General features: G+C 33.1%; 15 protein-coding genes. 3 read left to right on the top strand and 12 right to left on the bottom strand.

Annotated elements, in window-relative coordinates; all coding sequences use genetic code 11:
• The first annotated feature begins 122 nt into the window (after window positions 1–122).
• Window positions 123–401, top strand: coding sequence for an NINE protein (locus tag GA0061080_RS09705; RefSeq protein ID WP_091124826.1), 279 nt, complete (start codon window positions 123–125; stop codon window positions 399–401).
• Between the two features lie 245 nt (window positions 402–646).
• Here the strand turns inward: GA0061080_RS09705 and aroL are convergent, their stop codons facing one another.
• Both aroL and aroE read right to left on the bottom strand, forming a co-directional pair.
• Entirely contained in the window at window positions 647–1165 is a 519-nt protein-coding gene (aroL, locus tag GA0061080_RS09710) for a shikimate kinase AroL (RefSeq protein WP_091124828.1), read from the bottom strand.
• Window positions 1166–2303: 1138 nt separating this feature from the next.
• The gene (gene aroE, locus GA0061080_RS09720; protein WP_091124834.1) at window positions 2304–3134 is read right to left on the bottom strand and encodes a shikimate dehydrogenase; all 831 of its coding nucleotides are present in this window, start codon (window positions 3132–3134) and stop codon (window positions 2304–2306) included.
• A 390-nt stretch (window positions 3135–3524) separates the two neighbouring features.
• Here aroE and rpmB point away from each other — a divergent pair, with 390 nt between their 5' ends.
• Both rpmB and rpmG read left to right on the top strand, forming a co-directional pair.
• Window positions 3525–3761, top strand: coding sequence for a 50S ribosomal protein L28 (gene rpmB, locus GA0061080_RS09725; protein WP_034884345.1), 237 nt, complete (start codon window positions 3525–3527; stop codon window positions 3759–3761).
• A 15-nt stretch (window positions 3762–3776) separates the two neighbouring features.
• Complete coding sequence (gene rpmG, locus GA0061080_RS09730) at window positions 3777–3944, top strand: 50S ribosomal protein L33 (RefSeq protein ID WP_034884348.1); 168 nt, start codon at window positions 3777–3779, stop codon at window positions 3942–3944.
• Window positions 3945–4088: 144 nt separating this feature from the next.
• Here the strand turns inward: rpmG and gltP are convergent, their stop codons facing one another.
• The 10 genes from gltP to rppH all read right to left on the bottom strand — a co-directional run bounded on the left by gltP (window position 4089) and on the right by rppH (window position 15604).
• Window positions 4089–5411, bottom strand: coding sequence for a glutamate/aspartate:proton symporter GltP (gene gltP, locus GA0061080_RS09735; protein WP_065636066.1), 1323 nt, complete (start codon window positions 5409–5411; stop codon window positions 4089–4091).
• 77 nt (window positions 5412–5488) lie between these two features.
• The gene (gene gyrA, locus GA0061080_RS09740; protein ID WP_091124838.1) at window positions 5489–8185 is read right to left on the bottom strand and encodes a DNA topoisomerase (ATP-hydrolyzing) subunit A; all 2697 of its coding nucleotides are present in this window, start codon (window positions 8183–8185) and stop codon (window positions 5489–5491) included.
• Window positions 8186–8283: 98 nt separating this feature from the next.
• Window positions 8284–8862 carry an SIS domain-containing protein gene (locus tag GA0061080_RS09745; protein WP_065636068.1) on the bottom strand — a complete coding sequence of 193 codons (579 nt, stop codon included), beginning with the start codon at window positions 8860–8862 and terminating at the stop codon, window positions 8284–8286.
• Window positions 8863–8877: 15 nt separating this feature from the next.
• A complete protein-coding gene (locus GA0061080_RS09750; RefSeq protein WP_081300128.1) occupies window positions 8878–9243 on the bottom strand; it encodes a YraN family protein in 366 nt (121 codons plus the stop codon).
• Entirely contained in the window at window positions 9215–11056 is a 1842-nt protein-coding gene (locus GA0061080_RS09755; protein WP_091124845.1) for a penicillin-binding protein activator, read from the bottom strand. The genes GA0061080_RS09750 and GA0061080_RS09755 overlap by 29 nt, the downstream gene beginning before the upstream one ends.
• Before the next feature lie 20 nt (window positions 11057–11076).
• Window positions 11077–12159, bottom strand: a complete 1083-nt coding sequence (rlmM, locus tag GA0061080_RS09760) for a 23S rRNA (cytidine(2498)-2'-O)-methyltransferase RlmM (protein ID WP_091124848.1) — start codon at window positions 12157–12159, stop codon at window positions 11077–11079.
• Window positions 12160–12188: 29 nt separating this feature from the next.
• Entirely contained in the window at window positions 12189–13139 is a 951-nt protein-coding gene (lpxL, locus tag GA0061080_RS09765; protein ID WP_091124852.1) for an LpxL/LpxP family Kdo(2)-lipid IV(A) lauroyl/palmitoleoyl acyltransferase, read from the bottom strand.
• A gap of 235 nt (window positions 13140–13374) precedes the next feature.
• Window positions 13375–14169 carry a thymidylate synthase gene (thyA, locus tag GA0061080_RS09770; RefSeq protein WP_091124855.1) on the bottom strand — a complete coding sequence of 265 codons (795 nt, stop codon included), beginning with the start codon at window positions 14167–14169 and terminating at the stop codon, window positions 13375–13377.
• Entirely contained in the window at window positions 14166–15035 is an 870-nt protein-coding gene (gene lgt / locus GA0061080_RS09775) for a prolipoprotein diacylglyceryl transferase (protein WP_065636074.1), read from the bottom strand. Before lgt ends, thyA begins: the two co-directional genes overlap by 4 nt.
• Window positions 15032–15604, bottom strand: a complete 573-nt coding sequence (gene rppH / locus GA0061080_RS09780) for an RNA pyrophosphohydrolase (RefSeq protein WP_065636075.1) — start codon at window positions 15602–15604, stop codon at window positions 15032–15034. The genes lgt and rppH overlap by 4 nt, the downstream gene beginning before the upstream one ends.
• Window positions 15605–15910: the final 306 nt, after the last annotated feature.

Genomic DNA, 15910 nt, shown 5'->3' on the forward strand with positions numbered 1-15910 from the left:
CCAGTATGGTATCACTGGCATTTATGTTAATGTGGCTGCCAATGTATTGTTGAGTAATTTATGTACAGCAAAGATCAACAGCCCCTAATAAAATCATAAATTAATTATAAAACGGAGATAGTATGAGAAGTAAAGGCCTTGCTTATTTATTGTGGTTCTTTTTTGGAGTATGGGGAGTCCATCGAATGTACTGTGGTAAATGGATTACTGGCATTATTTGGTTTTTTACTGTTGGTTTATTTGGTATTGGATGGTTTTTAGATCTATTTTTAACTAGTGGTATGGTTGACTATGCTAATTGCATCTATAAAAGCAAATATAATTTATCACCGACTAACAATATGAATCAAAATCAATCATCAACTAATACTATCGTAACTATAAACAAAAAAAATACATAATGCATTTGGTTAAAATAATTTTCTAAGACATAAGGCAATTTTTCCTGAAATCGCCTTATTTTTTATGATTTTATATCATCTTGAAGCATTATTTTATTGTTCTGCTAATAAGAAAAATATTATTATTTAGTTCTTTTTAAGAAGCTGTAATGATTGGATTACTAACTAAAGACTGTACAAATTTTTTACACATTCTATTTTTTATTATCCAAAAATACCCGTTTCAAGTAGTATTTTCTAAAAAATTAAAGTTTCCATCCAAGCGTTTCAATTATTTTTTCTAAGATCAAACCTTTATCTTGATCAACATTAATCACATAGTGCGCAGCATCATGATACAAAGGTAGTCTTTCAGATAATATTTTTTCTATTTCATCAATAATTGGTAAATCTGTTAGTGATGGACGTTGAGTAACATTGGGGTCTTTCATTAAACGAGCAGCTAAAGTGTCAACAGGTGCCGATAAAAAGATAACAATGCCATTTTGTTTCATAAAATTACGGTTATGCTCAGCTAACACCATTCCTCCGCCAGTTGCAATAACACGATTAGGTTTAGTCGTATCAACAAGCACTTGGCTTTCTCTTGCTCTAAATCCTTCCCAACCTTCTTTTTCAACAATTTCGGCTACTGTTTTTTGAGTTGTTTTAAGTAAGTGGTTGTCAGTGTCAATAAAAGAAAATGATAGCTTATCAGCTAACATTTTCCCTATTGTTGTTTTACCTGCAGCCCTTGCACCAACTAAAAAAATTGTTTTGTTCATATTCAGTATGTCCTTTCTGATTTACAGAATATGCTAGCCATGCTAGTGATTTGTTCTTTTTTTTGCAATATTTTTTTAAACATTCTTTAATGCATTGAAAAAATTATTTTTTACAATAATTTCAATAGCTACCTAAAAAAATTTTTGTCATTTTTACATTAAAACATAAAGAAATCCTAAATAACACTAAATTTTTTGATGAAGTCAACTAACAGAGCCTTCCTGAACCATGAAGATAGAGTTATGTTATATTTGATTGTTGTAATCAATGCTGAATAATATGAATATTTATTTTGTTGAAACCACTGGGTAAAGCACAGATTTAACACTCAAAAGGTTAATCATTTAAATATCAACAAACATGGCTAATGCTTATTTTGTTAGACATATTTGCTATATATTAATATGTAGAAATTCTTCGCGTTGTTTACAGTAATTTGAGAAACTACTGTAATGAATATACAAAAAACAAAACTAACTCCTTATCACAGATAAGCGATAGAGCGCTGATATCAAAAAGAAAAATAACTATCACCAATTTGGCTAAACACTTTATTGTCAGTTGTCCTACTATTTATAACGTACTAAAAAAGCCCGATTAGAGTTTTTCCCTTTAAGCAGTAAGAATAAACGTTATAAAACGATTAGCTGAGTATTAATTATCTGCTTAAACTTGAAAAGTCCATTGAAAATAAATTAAGGCGACAGGCTGATACCTAAAGTTTGCCGTTACTTAAAAACCAAACCAAGCAACAAACCAAAGAATATTTACCTGTTTGTATCTATTTGATTTTTAATGTTTTTATACATAGACGTGGTGCACTCCTGAAACTTTTTAACAAAAATTCTACTGTATTGATTTATTTAGATAAACTGTATGATAACTGGTATATCAAGCAAAAATCACCTGCCCATAAACCAGTGGAAAAGCCGAAAACATGATACCAACTTTGAATTGAGATGCGGCATAAGCAGCCAATATTTAACGATTCCAAAGAGAGAAAATAAAAGCTTAAATGTTTGATTAATTTTTATCATACGGTTAAACCACATAAAGCGATTTTTGGAAAAACGCCTTATGATTTTTAGCGGATTATTTTAATCATAAAGTGTAAACAACTCGGCGTTTTCCTACAAATTATTTTTTAGTTAAAGCATCAATTACAGCCTGTTTTGCACGCTCAGAAAGATCCTTTCCAGTCCAAATTTTAAATTGAGCATTTGCTTGGCCAATAAACATTTCACGTCCTGATATTGATTCCCAACCCGCTTGCTCTGCTTCTTGTCTAAACCGTGTATTGTATGGAGTATAAACGATGTCATAAGCCACACCTTTGCCTTTAAACCAAGCCTGTTTGTAAGGAGTTTGCTCTTCAAACTTACCTGTCATGCCCAGTGGTGTTGAGTTTATAATAATTTGTGCTTCAACCTCGCCGCGGTCTTCCCATTTAATGGTTTTTAGGTTGAATTCATTAGCTAATATTTGAGCTGAGTCATCTGCAATATCGGTTACTGTGATATTGGTATAACCAAGCTCTTGTAAGCCAACAACAGCTGCTCGTGCAGCACCACCTGCACCAAGTAATAATACTTTGTTATATTCTGCCGATAGTTTTTTGCTTTTGAGTGGTTCCATAAAACCAACAATATCTGTATTATCACCACATAACTTATCACCATGCCAATATACTAAATTAGCCGCTCCTGCTTTTTTTACATGCTCGGTCACTTCATCTAAATAAGGAATAATCGTTTGTTTATGCGGAATAGTGACACATAAACCACGAATATTTAATAATCTTACTGATTTAAATAAAGCTGCAATCTCTTGTGGAGGTGTAGCAAAAGGAACTAAAACAGCAGGAATATTATAGTCTTGAAATGAAGTTGTATGAATGAGAGGGCTCATACTATGCCCCAAAGGATAACCGATAATGCCGTATATATTATATGGCGTAAATTGGTTCATATAACCTCCATAAAAGTTAAAAAATTAAATTTAATAGATAAAATCTATAATTTAGTATTAAAACATATTTATTATAAAATTAAACCGTTTTTGTTTTTAATCAAAATAATTTAAATTGGAAAGTAATTGTTTTAATTATAATAACTCAATAGCTGTTATTCATTTGTTAATATTCATTTTATCAATAAAATTATTTTACACTTAAATAAGATAATGCTTGAGAATTTGCGTATAAAAGCGTATACTTCGCTACCTCATTATTGTGGGTGTAATGTGAGAGGTAGACTGCTTCTCAGATAGAACTGCAGTAAACTAAAAGCCTGACGAGGTTAATTCCATTAACATATTACGCCCAGGGCTTAAGCATAGAAATTTCGGAGAATTATTGACATGTCACGAGTATGCCAAGTAACAGGAAAAGGTCCTTTAGTAGGGAATAATCGTTCTCATGCGATGAATGCTACTAAACGTCGTTTTCTACCAAACCTTCAAACTCATCGTTTTTGGATTGAGAGTGAAAAACGTTTTGTAAAACTACGTGTATCTGCTAAAGGTATGCGTACTATCGATAAAAAGGGTATTGATGCAGTTTTAGCTGAACTTCGTGCCCGTGGTGAAAAGTACTAATAAGGAAACCATATCATGGCAAAAGGTGTACGCGAAAAAATTAGATTAGTTTCTTCTGCTGGTACAGGTCATTTTTATACCACTAGCAAAAACAAAAGAACTATGCCTGAAAAAATGGAGATCAAAAAATACGATCCTGTAGTTCGTCAGCATGTAGTTTATAAAGAAGCTAAAATTAAATAGTTTTAAATAAACAAAAAGACCCAGTTATGCTGGGTTTTTTTATATCTTTTAAATGATGATATTATTCATTAATTATCAAATAATTATTTAAGCAATAAAAAAGCTCCAGTTTTTAGCTGAAGCTTTAGTAAACAAATAATGATTTTATTTTAAATATTGCTGTTCATACGCTCTTGCTTTTTTATCATCAAAAACATGTTCCCAGCGAGCAATAACTATTGCAGCTAATGCATTACCAACGACATTAACTACCGTTCTTCCCATATCTAAAATTCGTTCCACGCCCATTATATAACCAATACCTTCAAGAGGGATGCCAACGCTACCAAGCGTTGCCGATAAAACTAAAATTGATGCACCTGGAACACCTGCGATACCTTTAGAAGCAATCATCAATGTAATAACAATAATAATTTGATCCAAAATGGTGAGATCAATGTTAAAAAGTTGAGCTAAAAAGATAACTGTTATACTTTGATAAAGTGTTGAACCATCAAGGTTAAATGAATATCCCGTTGGAATCACAAAGCTAGTTATTGATTTGGGTGCACCATAGGCTTCCATCTTTTCAATAATTTTCGGTAATGCTGTTTCTGAACTTGCCGTTGAAAATGCAATGACTAGCTCTTCTTTTAAAATTCTAAGCAATGTAAAAATATTAAAGCGACAGATTTTACAGACAAGGCCGAGTACTACTAATGTAAAAATAATCATTGCCGAATATACAGTTAAAATTAACTTAAATAATGGCAGTAAAGATGCAAAACCATATTTAGCAACAGTTACTGTGATAAGTGCAAATACACCAATAGGTGCATAACGCATTATCATATTGGTTACTTTAAACATGGTATCTGAAATTACTTTTAAAAAGAAAAGAAACGGTTCACGTTGTTTGTCAGGTAAAGACATTAGTCCTAAACCAAAAAAGACACAAAAAAAGATAACGGGTAAAACAGCCCCATCAGTCATTGCTTTAAAAATATTTGCAGGAATCATATCAAGAATCATAACAATTAAACCGTGTGGTTTTCCGCTTAATTCTTCGGCTGCCTTTGCATATTTACTCACATCTGTTGTTGCAAGCGTAGATGAATCAATACCCGCTCCTGGTGAAAAAATATTTCCCCAGCAAAGACCTAATAAAATAGCAATAGTGGTAATAATCTCAAAATAAAGTATTGTTTTAAAACCTAAAGTTCCTAGTCTTTTCGAACCACCAATACCTGCAATACCTAACGTTAATGTACTGAGTATAATAGGTAATACAATCATTTTGATTAAACGAATAAAAATATCACCCGCAGGCTGAAAAATATTAACTATAGAAAATTGATAATAAGTGTGTAATGGATGAGATGGAACAGAAAGCTCAAATAAATAAGCCCCCATCGCAACACCTAAAACCAAAGCAATTAAAATTTGCCATGCAAGATTTGTTAAGATTTTTTTTGTAAAAAATGCCATCTAATACTGTTCCTTTTCGAGGTTTTCTAAATAAAAAAGGATTAGTTAATATCACTAATCCTTCTTATAATTAAAAATTATTCTTCGGGGCTTTGTTCCAAATCACTCTGCTCTTCACTATGAGGTAATAAATCAGATTCACTATCGTCCTCTGTTTCAGCAATTCGCTGTAATCCCACAACCTTTTCAGTTTCAGCTGTTCGGATAAGCATAACTCCTTGAGTATTACGACCTACAATACTTACTTCTGAAACTCGAGTGCGAACCAGTGTTCCTGCATCTGTAATTAACATGATTTGATCGGTTTCATCAACCTGAACTGCGCCAACCACAGAACCATTACGCTCACTTACTTTAATAGAAATAACGCCTTTAGTTGCTCGTGATTTTGTTGGATATAATTCTTGCTGAGTTCGTTTACCATAACCGTTTTGAGTTGCAGTTAATATTGCACCGCTTCCTCGCGGCACTATTAGAGATACAACTTTATCATCACTATCAAGCTTTATACCTCGAACACCCGCAGCGGTTCTTCCCATACAACGAACTTTATTAGCAGGGAATCGAACAACTTTACCATTAGCTGAGAATAACATAATATCTTCAGTCGTTGAACATTGTGACACTTCATCATCTTCAACATCAACGTCTTCTACAACGATATCATCATTCATTTCTTCATCATCAGTCATAGCTGAAGGATCATTGCTAGTTAAGTCAACGCCAATTAATTCATCATCATCACGTAAATTAATCGCAATAATGCCACCACTTCGTGGACGACTGAATTCAATTAAGGATGTTTTCTTAACTGTACCTTGTGCTGTTGCCATAAATACACAATGTTCATCATCAAATTCTCGAACTGGTAAAATTGCGGTAATACGCTCATTTTCTTCAAGAGGTAACAAATTAATAATTGGACGACCACGAGAGCCTCGGCTAGCTTCAGGTAATTGATAAACTTTCATCCAATATAATCGACCACGGCTTGAAAAACACAGGATCGTATCGTGAGTATTAGCTACCAATAATTTTTCAACAAAGTCTTCTTCTTTAATTTTAGTTGCAGATTTACCTTTGCCACCACGACGTTGAGCTTCGTAATCAGAAAGAGGTTGATATTTTACATAACCTTGATGCGAAAGAGTAACAACCACATCTTCTTGAGCAATAAGATCTTCAATATTAATATCGGCACTGCTTGCGGTAATTTCTGTTCGTCTAGCATCTTGGAATTGGTCTCGAACACTTTCTAATTCTTCACGAATCACTTCCATTAAACGCTCTGAACTTGCCAAAATATGCAATAACTCACCAATTTGAATTAACAACTCTTTGTATTCATCAAGAATTTTTTCATGCTCAAGGCCGGTTAAGCGGTGTAAGCGAAGTTCTAAAATCGCTTGAGCTTGTGCTTCTGATAAATAATAATGCCCATCATGAATACCAAATTCTGGTGCTAAATCTTCTGGTCTAGCTGCATCATTACCTGCTTTTTCTAACATAGCAGCAACATTTCCAAGTTGCCAAGCTTGGCTCAATAATTTAGTTTTTGCTTCACTAGGCGTTGCCGCAGCACGAATTAACTCAATGATAGGATCAATATTGGCAAGTGCGATTGCTAAACCTTCTAATACATGGGCACGTTCCCGTGCTTTGCGTAATTCATAAATGGTTCTACGTGTTACAACTTCACGGCGATGAAGTACAAAAGCTTCAATCATCTCACGCAAATTTAGTAGTTTAGGTTGACCTTTATGCAAAGCCACCATATTAATACCAAATGAAACTTGTAATTGAGTTAAAGAAAAAAGGTTATTTAAAACAACTTCACCAACTGCATCACGTTTTATTTCAATAACAATACGCATACCATCTTTATCAGATTCGTCACGTAATGCAGAAATGCCTTCTACTTTTTTATCTTTGACCAATTCAGCAATTTTTTCGATCAATTTTTTCTTGTTAACTTGATATGGAATTTCGTTAACGATAATTGTTTCACGACCGCTATGCTCATCAACTTCAATTGTTGCTCTAGAGCGAATATAGATAATACCACGACCAGTGCGATATGCATTTTCAATACCCTTTCGACCATTGATTAACGCTGCTGTCGGAAAATCTGGCCCATGGATATACTCCATTAAACCATCGACTGAAATATTTTCGTCTTCAATAAAAGCCAAGCAACCATTGATAACTTCAGAGAGATTGTGAGGAGGAATGTTAGTGGCCATACCAACAGCAATTCCTGATGAACCATTAATTAACAAATTTGGAATACGAGTTGGTAACACATCAGGGATCATTTCTGATCCATCATAGTTAGGTGAAAAATCAACAGTTTCTTTATCAAGATCTGTAAGCAATGCTCCTGCAAATTTTTGCATCCGAATTTCGGTATAACGCATTGCAGCGGCTGAGTCGCCGTCAACAGAGCCAAAGTTACCTTGACCATCAACTAGCATGTAACGCAATGAAAATGGTTGAGCCATACGAACGATTGTATCATAAACAGCAGAATCACCATGCGGATGGTATTTACCAATTACATCCCCAACAACACGTGCCGATTTTCGATAAGGTTTATTCCAATCATATCCTGCCTCATGCATTGCAAATAAAACACGCCTGTGCACAGGCTTTAAACCATCTCGCACATCTGGCAATGCACGACCTACAATTACTGACATAGCATAATCAAGATATGAGGACTTTAGTTCATCTTCAATATTAACGGGAGTTATTTCTTTGGCTAGTTCGGTCATAACACCAACTTCTCTTAATAATTTAATTCATCAAAACAGCTCATAATTATAGCATAACATTCACTATTAAGGCAGAACAAAACTATTTTTATTCCAACTTATTCAACGTGGTTAAACAAAGTATTTTCAATTAATTGGCATAAACAGTTTAAAATCATGGCATGCATTTCGTAAGCCATGACTTTTTTATAAGATGGTATTCTAATTTCGATATCATTTTGTCCTAATAAACCAATAACTTCACCACCATCAAATGCCGTTAATGCAACAATTTTCATATCTTTAATTACTGCTTCTTGAACAGCTCGAATAATTGCGCGACTTTTACCTTGACAAGTAGCTATAATTAAAACGTCACTTTGTTGCCCTAGTGCTTGAATTTGACGAGCATAAATTTCTTCATGATTAGCTATCGCACTTAATAAAACATTGTCCGATACTAAAGCTATCGCAGGAATACTGGGTCTTTCAATGTTAATACTAGTAATTAAACGTGAAGTAAAGCTTTGCACATTGGCTGCTGATGGGCCATTGCCACAACTCATAATTTTATTACCATTAAGTAAACTATCAACAATAATATTTGCTGCTTTTTCGATAGAATAACCAAGTGATTCAGCCATTACGATTTGAGTCTGAATACTTTCAGTAAAATAATTTTTAATTAAATCTTGCACGCTTTCACCTAAAAATTAAAATGCATTGATAATCCACTTTTGACTTTTACCTGTAATAGCAAAAATATCAAATCTAAACGCGGTATCTTCAATATTTAAATTTTGCTCTATCATCCATAGCTGAGCAGCCTGCTTTATCTTATTTTGTTTATTTAATGTTACAGTCATTTCGGCATCACCAAAATTTGCATTTTTTCGGTAACGCACTTCAATAAAAACAATGCAGTCCTTATCTAACATTATTAAATCGATTTCACCTTGGCGAAATTGAATATTATGAGCTAAAAATATAAGACCTTTGTTGAGTAGATATTGGCAAGCAATATTTTCATAATACTCACCAATTTGTTTTTTATTCGCTCTTAGAATCTGATTTAGCATCACCATAAATATATTGCTGCCAAGAGAGTGTTCGAGTTACTTCGCATTGATCAGTTGTGGATAATTTACCTGTCATTCCATCTAAAAAATTAGGCTGATATGAACTAAGTTGATTAAAACGATTGGCAAGTCTCCACGCATCAATTCCCATCGCATACAGACGCATTAATGAATAATCTTTTTGAACATTACTAGGTATATTATTTGTATTATCCTTTTGATTCACAATCATAGGAATTTCTGCATATTCAGTTTTATTCATATCATAGTTAAAATCTTTAGAAGCATTAGCTACATGACTTTTTGAACTTGAATAAAGCATAATGGTCGATGAATTACCAATAGTTTTATTTGCCCCCATATCAAGCATTGGTTTTATCAATGTTAATTCATCATATGAGGAATAAATATAAATAGCATCAAACCCAGTGGATAACATTCCCTCTGACGAGACCTCATCATTCAAGATAGGATTTCCTGCAAGGATAATACCTATATTATGATTCATATTGGCGCTTAATGTTGTAGTATTACCAAAATATTGTACGTAAGCTTGTGAGTTATTTGTCGATAATTGTGACCACTCCATTGCAAAACTTTGAGCAACACGTCGTCCTAAATCAGTTTGCGGTACTAATAGCAATGGTTTTACTTTATTTTGAGAATAAATATGGCCTGCCGCATCTTTTGCTTCATCTTCAGGAGATAAAGCAAAAAAACACATTTTATTAGCAGAAGAAGCCATGCTATCAACTTTATTTAAGGCTAAAACTGGAATGGTTGGTGCTAATTCTTTTATTTTAGTAACTTCATTTTTTAATAAAGGCCCTACAATTAATTCAACATGCTGCTCTTGTGCTTGTTGAATTAAAGTATCCATAGAAGCACTAGTTGTATCAAGTACAATCACATTTTGTTGAGGTTCTTGTGGAAAAAGATTTATAGCATTAATGTAACCTTGACGAATTGTTTCACCAAATATACGTGAAGAACCATTTAATGGTAATAATAAAGCAACATTTTTTGCATTCGCATCGACTGAAAGAGTTTTTCCTCCAGTCAATATTGAAATAATTTCGTTAGCTGGGTGATGTGGGTATTGTGTAGCCCAATTGTTGATAGCTTGGTTTAATAACTGTTTTTGATTTTCAGATTTTGCTGCAATTATTTCTGGAGTATCATCATCTTGCGAAACATGTTTGTTACTATTATTTTGGTAAGTATAAGCTAAATCAACCCAACCTCGTAATACAGTTTCGTTTTCATCAACTAAAATCTTACCAAGTTTATCAGATTTTAACTTACGAAAAAAATTCCATGTATTAATTAATAATTGCCGTTTTTCAGTTTCTGATACATACTTTTCTAATTGAAGATAATCATGAGCTTGAGCATTAATATCTTTATTATTTATATCTAGACCTAATTTTATAGCGTAATAACGGTATAACTGTGAATTAGTCAAATTATCGAGAGTAAATTGATTAAGGTCAAATTTTCTCCTCTTTTTTACAGCAATTTCGCCTTCTGATAATAACTTTTCTTTTTGCTGTTCAGCATTAAGATTAAGAGGTAAATTTGCTAATAATGCATTTGCTTGCGAAAATTTATTTTCTTTTATTAAAGCCCGAATAGCTAATAGTTGCCAATTAACTTTAATGGAACCTGTGCTATTATCCGCTTGTGACAAATAATAATTAGAGTTTTGATGCTCATCAAAGTCAAGAGACTTATTTGATTCAAAACTACATCCCACCAAAAATACAAATAATGACATTATTAACATAACACAAAAGGAGCGTTTTAGATTCATACCTATTCCCTTATAAGTTGTTATCCCCAAATTCGTTGTACATGAACGGTCACTTCTTCTCGATCATGATAAAGCTGTTTAGCTTGAATTTGTACATTAATTTTCTTATTATTTAATTCATTGTTTAGTAATTGTAAACTTTGTTTTACTTCTTCATAACGCTTTTTCATTGGTAATTTGAGATTAAAAATAGCCTCTCTACACCAACCATTAATTAGCCATTTAGCTATTAATTCGGTTACTTTGGTTGGTTTTTCAACCATATCACAGACCAACCAATAAATATTATGCTTTTTAGGCATAAATTTAAAACCATCTTCTCTATAATGTTTAACTTGACCTGTTTGCATTAATTTTTCATTCATAGATCCATTATCAATGGCATAAACCATCATACTTCTTTTAACCAGCTGATAAGTCCATCCCCCTGGGCAAGCTCCTAAATCGACAGCATTCAACCCACCTTTTAATCGCTCATCCCACTCTTCATATGGGATAAAAATATGAAAAGCTTCTTCTAATTTTAACGTAGAGCGACTTGGAGCATCTGCAGGAAATTTTAGCCGTGGAATTCCCATATAAAAAGGAGAATTATTTCGGCTAAATGAATAACCAACATAACAGCTATTATTATTGATAAAAAATAAATGAATAACCGGACGAGAAGGATTTTCAACTTTCAATAAAATACGCTTACTTCGTAATGCTTGACGAAGCGGAACAGTAAATTTACGGCAAAAACCTGAAAGCGCTTTTCCTTCATTAGTATCAGCAACTTCAACCCGCAAATCACCGGCTTTATCTATACATCCAGATAATGCATTAATAATAGGAGATATACGATCATCTGTTGGCAAATCAACTAATAAATCACCAGATACAAACATTTGTCGTGCAAAAATAAGTGTCCGAAAAGCCAAATCTTTTATTAATAATTGCGCATCACCATCTTGATAACATTCAAAAATAACATAACTGCTGTTTTCTTTTACTTTAGCAAAACCATAAATTTCTTTTTTCGCAGCTCTATCTGTAATTTCTGCTGCACACTCTTTTTCAAATCCAGAACGACAATATAAAATAATTTTATTTAGTTTTTGCATATTGTAATTTTTTACTCTTTTAAAAGATATTAATCAGATTGCACATTATCAGAATATAAAGGGGATTCTCCTTTTGGGCGTGTTTTGAATCGACGATGTAACCACATATATTGTTCTGGTGCTTTTAAAATCTCTTGTTCAATTATTTTATTCATGAACGTTGCAGCTAGCACATCATCTTCTATAGGAAATCCTTCAACTCTAGGAGAAATATAAACAACATACCGACCACTTTTTTCTCGTTTAGGTGTAAATGGAATAATAGCAGGATGACCTAACTTGACTAATATACGCGTACCTACTGTTGTCGCTGCTTTTTCAACTGAAAATAGAGGAGCAAAAACACTATTTTTAGGACCATAATCATGATCAGGAGCATACCAAAGCAATTCACCATTTTTTAATGCCCTAATCATACCTTTTGTATTATGGCGTTCCAACATATATTTGTTTGATTTTAAACGTCCTTTAAGCTGAACATAATCCATTACAGGATTATCATTTGGACGGTACACTCCGACTCCAGGATGGTTCATTCCTAAGATACGTGCACCTAATTCTAATGTCAGAAAATGGATACCAATAAGTAAAACGCCTTGACCTGATTGTTGAACTTTTGTGATATGAAAATCGTCAACAATAGAAACTTTTTTAGCAAGACGTTTATCAGACCAGAACCATGCCATACCGGTTTCAAAAATTGCTAAACCCGTTGAAATAAAATTTTCACGCAACATCTGATCACGTTCAGATTCTGTTTTTTCAGGAAAACAGAGTTTTAGATTTTGCCTAGCCGTTTCTTTACGTTTGCCGATTAATTTCATCGAAAGCAATCCTAACCCTTTTCCTAATTGATAAATAATAGGGTATGGCAATAAAACGATTAGATATAAAACACCAATACCAAACCACGTTAACCAATAACGAGGGTGTAATAAGCTTTTAGTAAAAATAGGCCGAATTTCTTGGTTTTGACTCATATTAAGATCAAATTATTATTAACAATGCAGTTGTTTATTATATACCATATCTTATTTTTCAGGGCATAAAAATAAACAAAGCATAATAGCGTTATATTATTATTCTGTAACAATATTGGTTATCAATTGATATTTAAAGTAGATCATAGTAAAACCATTAGCTATGATCCATTCTTAAAATTATCTATTTTTTTATACTGAAACACATAGTTACCGGAAACTTTTTAACAAAAAATCAAACAGCAACAGGCGCTTTGATCGCTGGATACGGTTCATAACCAACAATTTCAAAATCCTCAAACTTATAATCAAAAATTGTTGGAGGTTTACGTTTAATAGTTAATTTTGGCAATATCCTTGGCTCGCGACTTAATTGCAAATGAGCTTGTTCCATATGATTAGAATAAAGATGAGTATCACCACCAGTCCACACAAAATCACCTACTTTTAATTCACATTGCTGTGCAATCATGTGGACTAACAAAGAATAGCTAGCTATATTAAATGGCAATCCTAAAAATACATCACAAGAGCGCTGATAAAGTTGACAAGAAAGTTTGCCGTTTGCGACATAAAATTGGAAAAAAGCATGACACGGTGCTAATGCCATTTGATCTAATTCTCCAACATTCCAGGCTGAAACAATCATACGTCTAGAATCAGGATCATTCTTAACATGATCAATTAATTGTGAAATTTGATCTATTTGACGACCATCGGCAGTACCCCATGCCCGCCATTGTTTGCCATAAACAGGACCTAAATCACCATTTTCATCAGCCCATTCATTCCAAATAGTTACCTTATTATCTTGAAGATACTTAACATTTGTATCTCCCTTCAAAAACCAAAGCAATTCATGAATAATTGAACGTAAATGACACTTTTTAGTTGTAACAAGAGGAAAACCTTCTTGTAAATTAAATCGCATTTGATGCCCAAAAATAGATAGCGTACCTGTTCCTGTTCTATCTGACTTAGGAGTACCTTCATCTAAAATTTTTTGCATTAACACTAAATATTGTTTCATTGTGTTTTTGCCTTATGATTAAACCTATACGCAAATAAAAGAATTAAAATACCACCAATAATCATTGGTAAACATAATATTTGTCCCATACTAATAATATTTAAAAATAAACCTAGTTGTTCATCTGGTTGCCTAAAAAACTCTATAACAAATCTAAATAAACCATAGCAAAACAAAAACAACCCAGATACTGCACCTGTAGGCCTTGGTTTTCGGATAAAAACATTCAAAATAATAAACAGTACAATTCCTTCGAAAATCATTTCATAAAGCTGTGACGGGTGCCTTGGTAAAATACCATTTAGTTGTGAGTAAAGTGAAAACCATTCAGGATGAGATTGAACAAACATAAAATCGGCCTGTGATGATGTTGGAAATAGCATGCCAATAGGCAAATTAGTTACTCTCCCCCAAAGTTCTCCATTAATAAAATTACCAAATCGTCCAAACATCAAACCAATCGGGACAAGCGGAGCAACAAAATCACCTACTTCCATAAAAGTTTTCTTTGCTTTTTTTGCAAAAATAGCAATAACGCAAATAGAGCCAATTAAACCGCCATGGAAAGACATTCCTCCTTCCCAAACTTTAAATAAAATAACAGGATCTTTAATAAAGGCATCAAAGTTATAAAAGAAAACATAACCTAATCTACCACCAATAAAAAGGCCTAAAAATCCCCAAAATAATAAATTTTCAACCTGTTGTGACGCCCATTTACTATTAGGTTTATTTGCACGGCGTTTGGCTAAATAAAGAGCTCCAAGCACACCAAACAAATACATAGCACCATACCAATGGAGCGATATAGGACCAATAGAAAATGCTATTGGATCGAAATTAGGAAATTGCAAATATTGATTCATTTTTTAATACGCTTTTTATTTTTATGTTTATGAACAAAGAAATTAAACCGTTTCTTTTTAGAAATGTTAGTAATAGGTACATCTATTTCAATTTGAATCGAAAAAACAATACAAGAAAACTCCTTCATTGCTTTCCTATAAACATCTCTTTTAAAAGCAATGACTTGCCGAATAGGGTACCAATAATTTACCCATTTCCAATCATCAAATTCAGGAGTTAACGATGTATTAAGATTTATTACCGATACATCAGATATTAATTCTAGTAAGAACCACTTTTGTTTTTGTCCAATACAAACGGGGTGATTTTCCCAACGAACCATCCTTTTAGGTAATTTATATCGTAACCAACCATTAGTAACGGATAAAATCTTCACATCTTTTGATGATAAACCAACTTCTTCGTTTAATTCACGAAACATTGCCTGCTCAGGCGTTTCGTTTTGTTTTATTCCGCCCTGAGGAAATTGCCAGGAATTCTGCCCATAACGACGAGCCCAAAGCACCTGACCATACCTGTTACAAATAACTATTCCTACATTTGGACGGTAGCCATCATTATCGATCACTGACTACCTCAAAAATTTATTTTTATATAGCTAAATTGTTTCATACATAGAGCAATAAATAAATAAAAAAATGATACTGATAAGACAAATACACCTTTTCCGTATATTTTTCACACTAAACAATATTTATTATAATATTACTCATATAAATATTTCATAGCTGACTATTTTAGTACTTCTTTAATAAAATTCCTGAAAGCAAAAAAGCCCAGCATTGCTGCTGGGCTCGTGTATTTAAAAGTCTGGCGGCACCCTACTCTCACATGGGTAATACCCACACTACCATCGGCACTACGGCGTTTCACT

Source organism: Gilliamella intestini, assembly GCF_900094935.1.
Taxonomy (GTDB): Bacteria; Pseudomonadota; Gammaproteobacteria; order Enterobacterales; family Orbaceae; genus Gilliamella; species Gilliamella intestini.

Bases quoted from the DNA above. Each gene is read 5' to 3' on its own strand.
- GA0061080_RS09705 (WP_091124826.1), top strand. From the start codon at position 123: ATGAGAAGTAAAGGCCTTGCTTATTTATTGTGGTTCTTTTTTGGAGTA.
- aroL (WP_091124828.1), bottom strand. From the start codon at position 1,165: ATGAACAAAACAATTTTTTTAGTTGGTGCAAGGGCTGCAGGTAAAACA.
- aroE (WP_091124834.1), bottom strand. From the start codon at position 3,134: ATGAACCAATTTACGCCATATAATATATACGGCATTATCGGTTATCCT.
- rpmB (WP_034884345.1), top strand. From the start codon at position 3,525: ATGTCACGAGTATGCCAAGTAACAGGAAAAGGTCCTTTAGTAGGGAAT.
- rpmG (WP_034884348.1), top strand. From the start codon at position 3,777: ATGGCAAAAGGTGTACGCGAAAAAATTAGATTAGTTTCTTCTGCTGGT.
- gltP (WP_065636066.1), bottom strand. From the start codon at position 5,411: ATGGCATTTTTTACAAAAAAAATCTTAACAAATCTTGCATGGCAAATT.
- gyrA (WP_091124838.1), bottom strand. From the start codon at position 8,185: ATGACCGAACTAGCCAAAGAAATAACTCCCGTTAATATTGAAGATGAA.
- GA0061080_RS09750 (WP_081300128.1), bottom strand. From the start codon at position 9,243: ATGCTAAATCAGATTCTAAGAGCGAATAAAAAACAAATTGGTGAGTAT.
- GA0061080_RS09755 (WP_091124845.1), bottom strand. From the start codon at position 11,056: ATGAATCTAAAACGCTCCTTTTGTGTTATGTTAATAATGTCATTATTT.
- rlmM (WP_091124848.1), bottom strand. From the start codon at position 12,159: ATGCAAAAACTAAATAAAATTATTTTATATTGTCGTTCTGGATTTGAA.
- lpxL (WP_091124852.1), bottom strand. From the start codon at position 13,139: ATGAGTCAAAACCAAGAAATTCGGCCTATTTTTACTAAAAGCTTATTA.
- thyA (WP_091124855.1), bottom strand. From the start codon at position 14,169: ATGAAACAATATTTAGTGTTAATGCAAAAAATTTTAGATGAAGGTACT.
- lgt (WP_065636074.1), bottom strand. From the start codon at position 15,035: ATGAATCAATATTTGCAATTTCCTAATTTCGATCCAATAGCATTTTCT.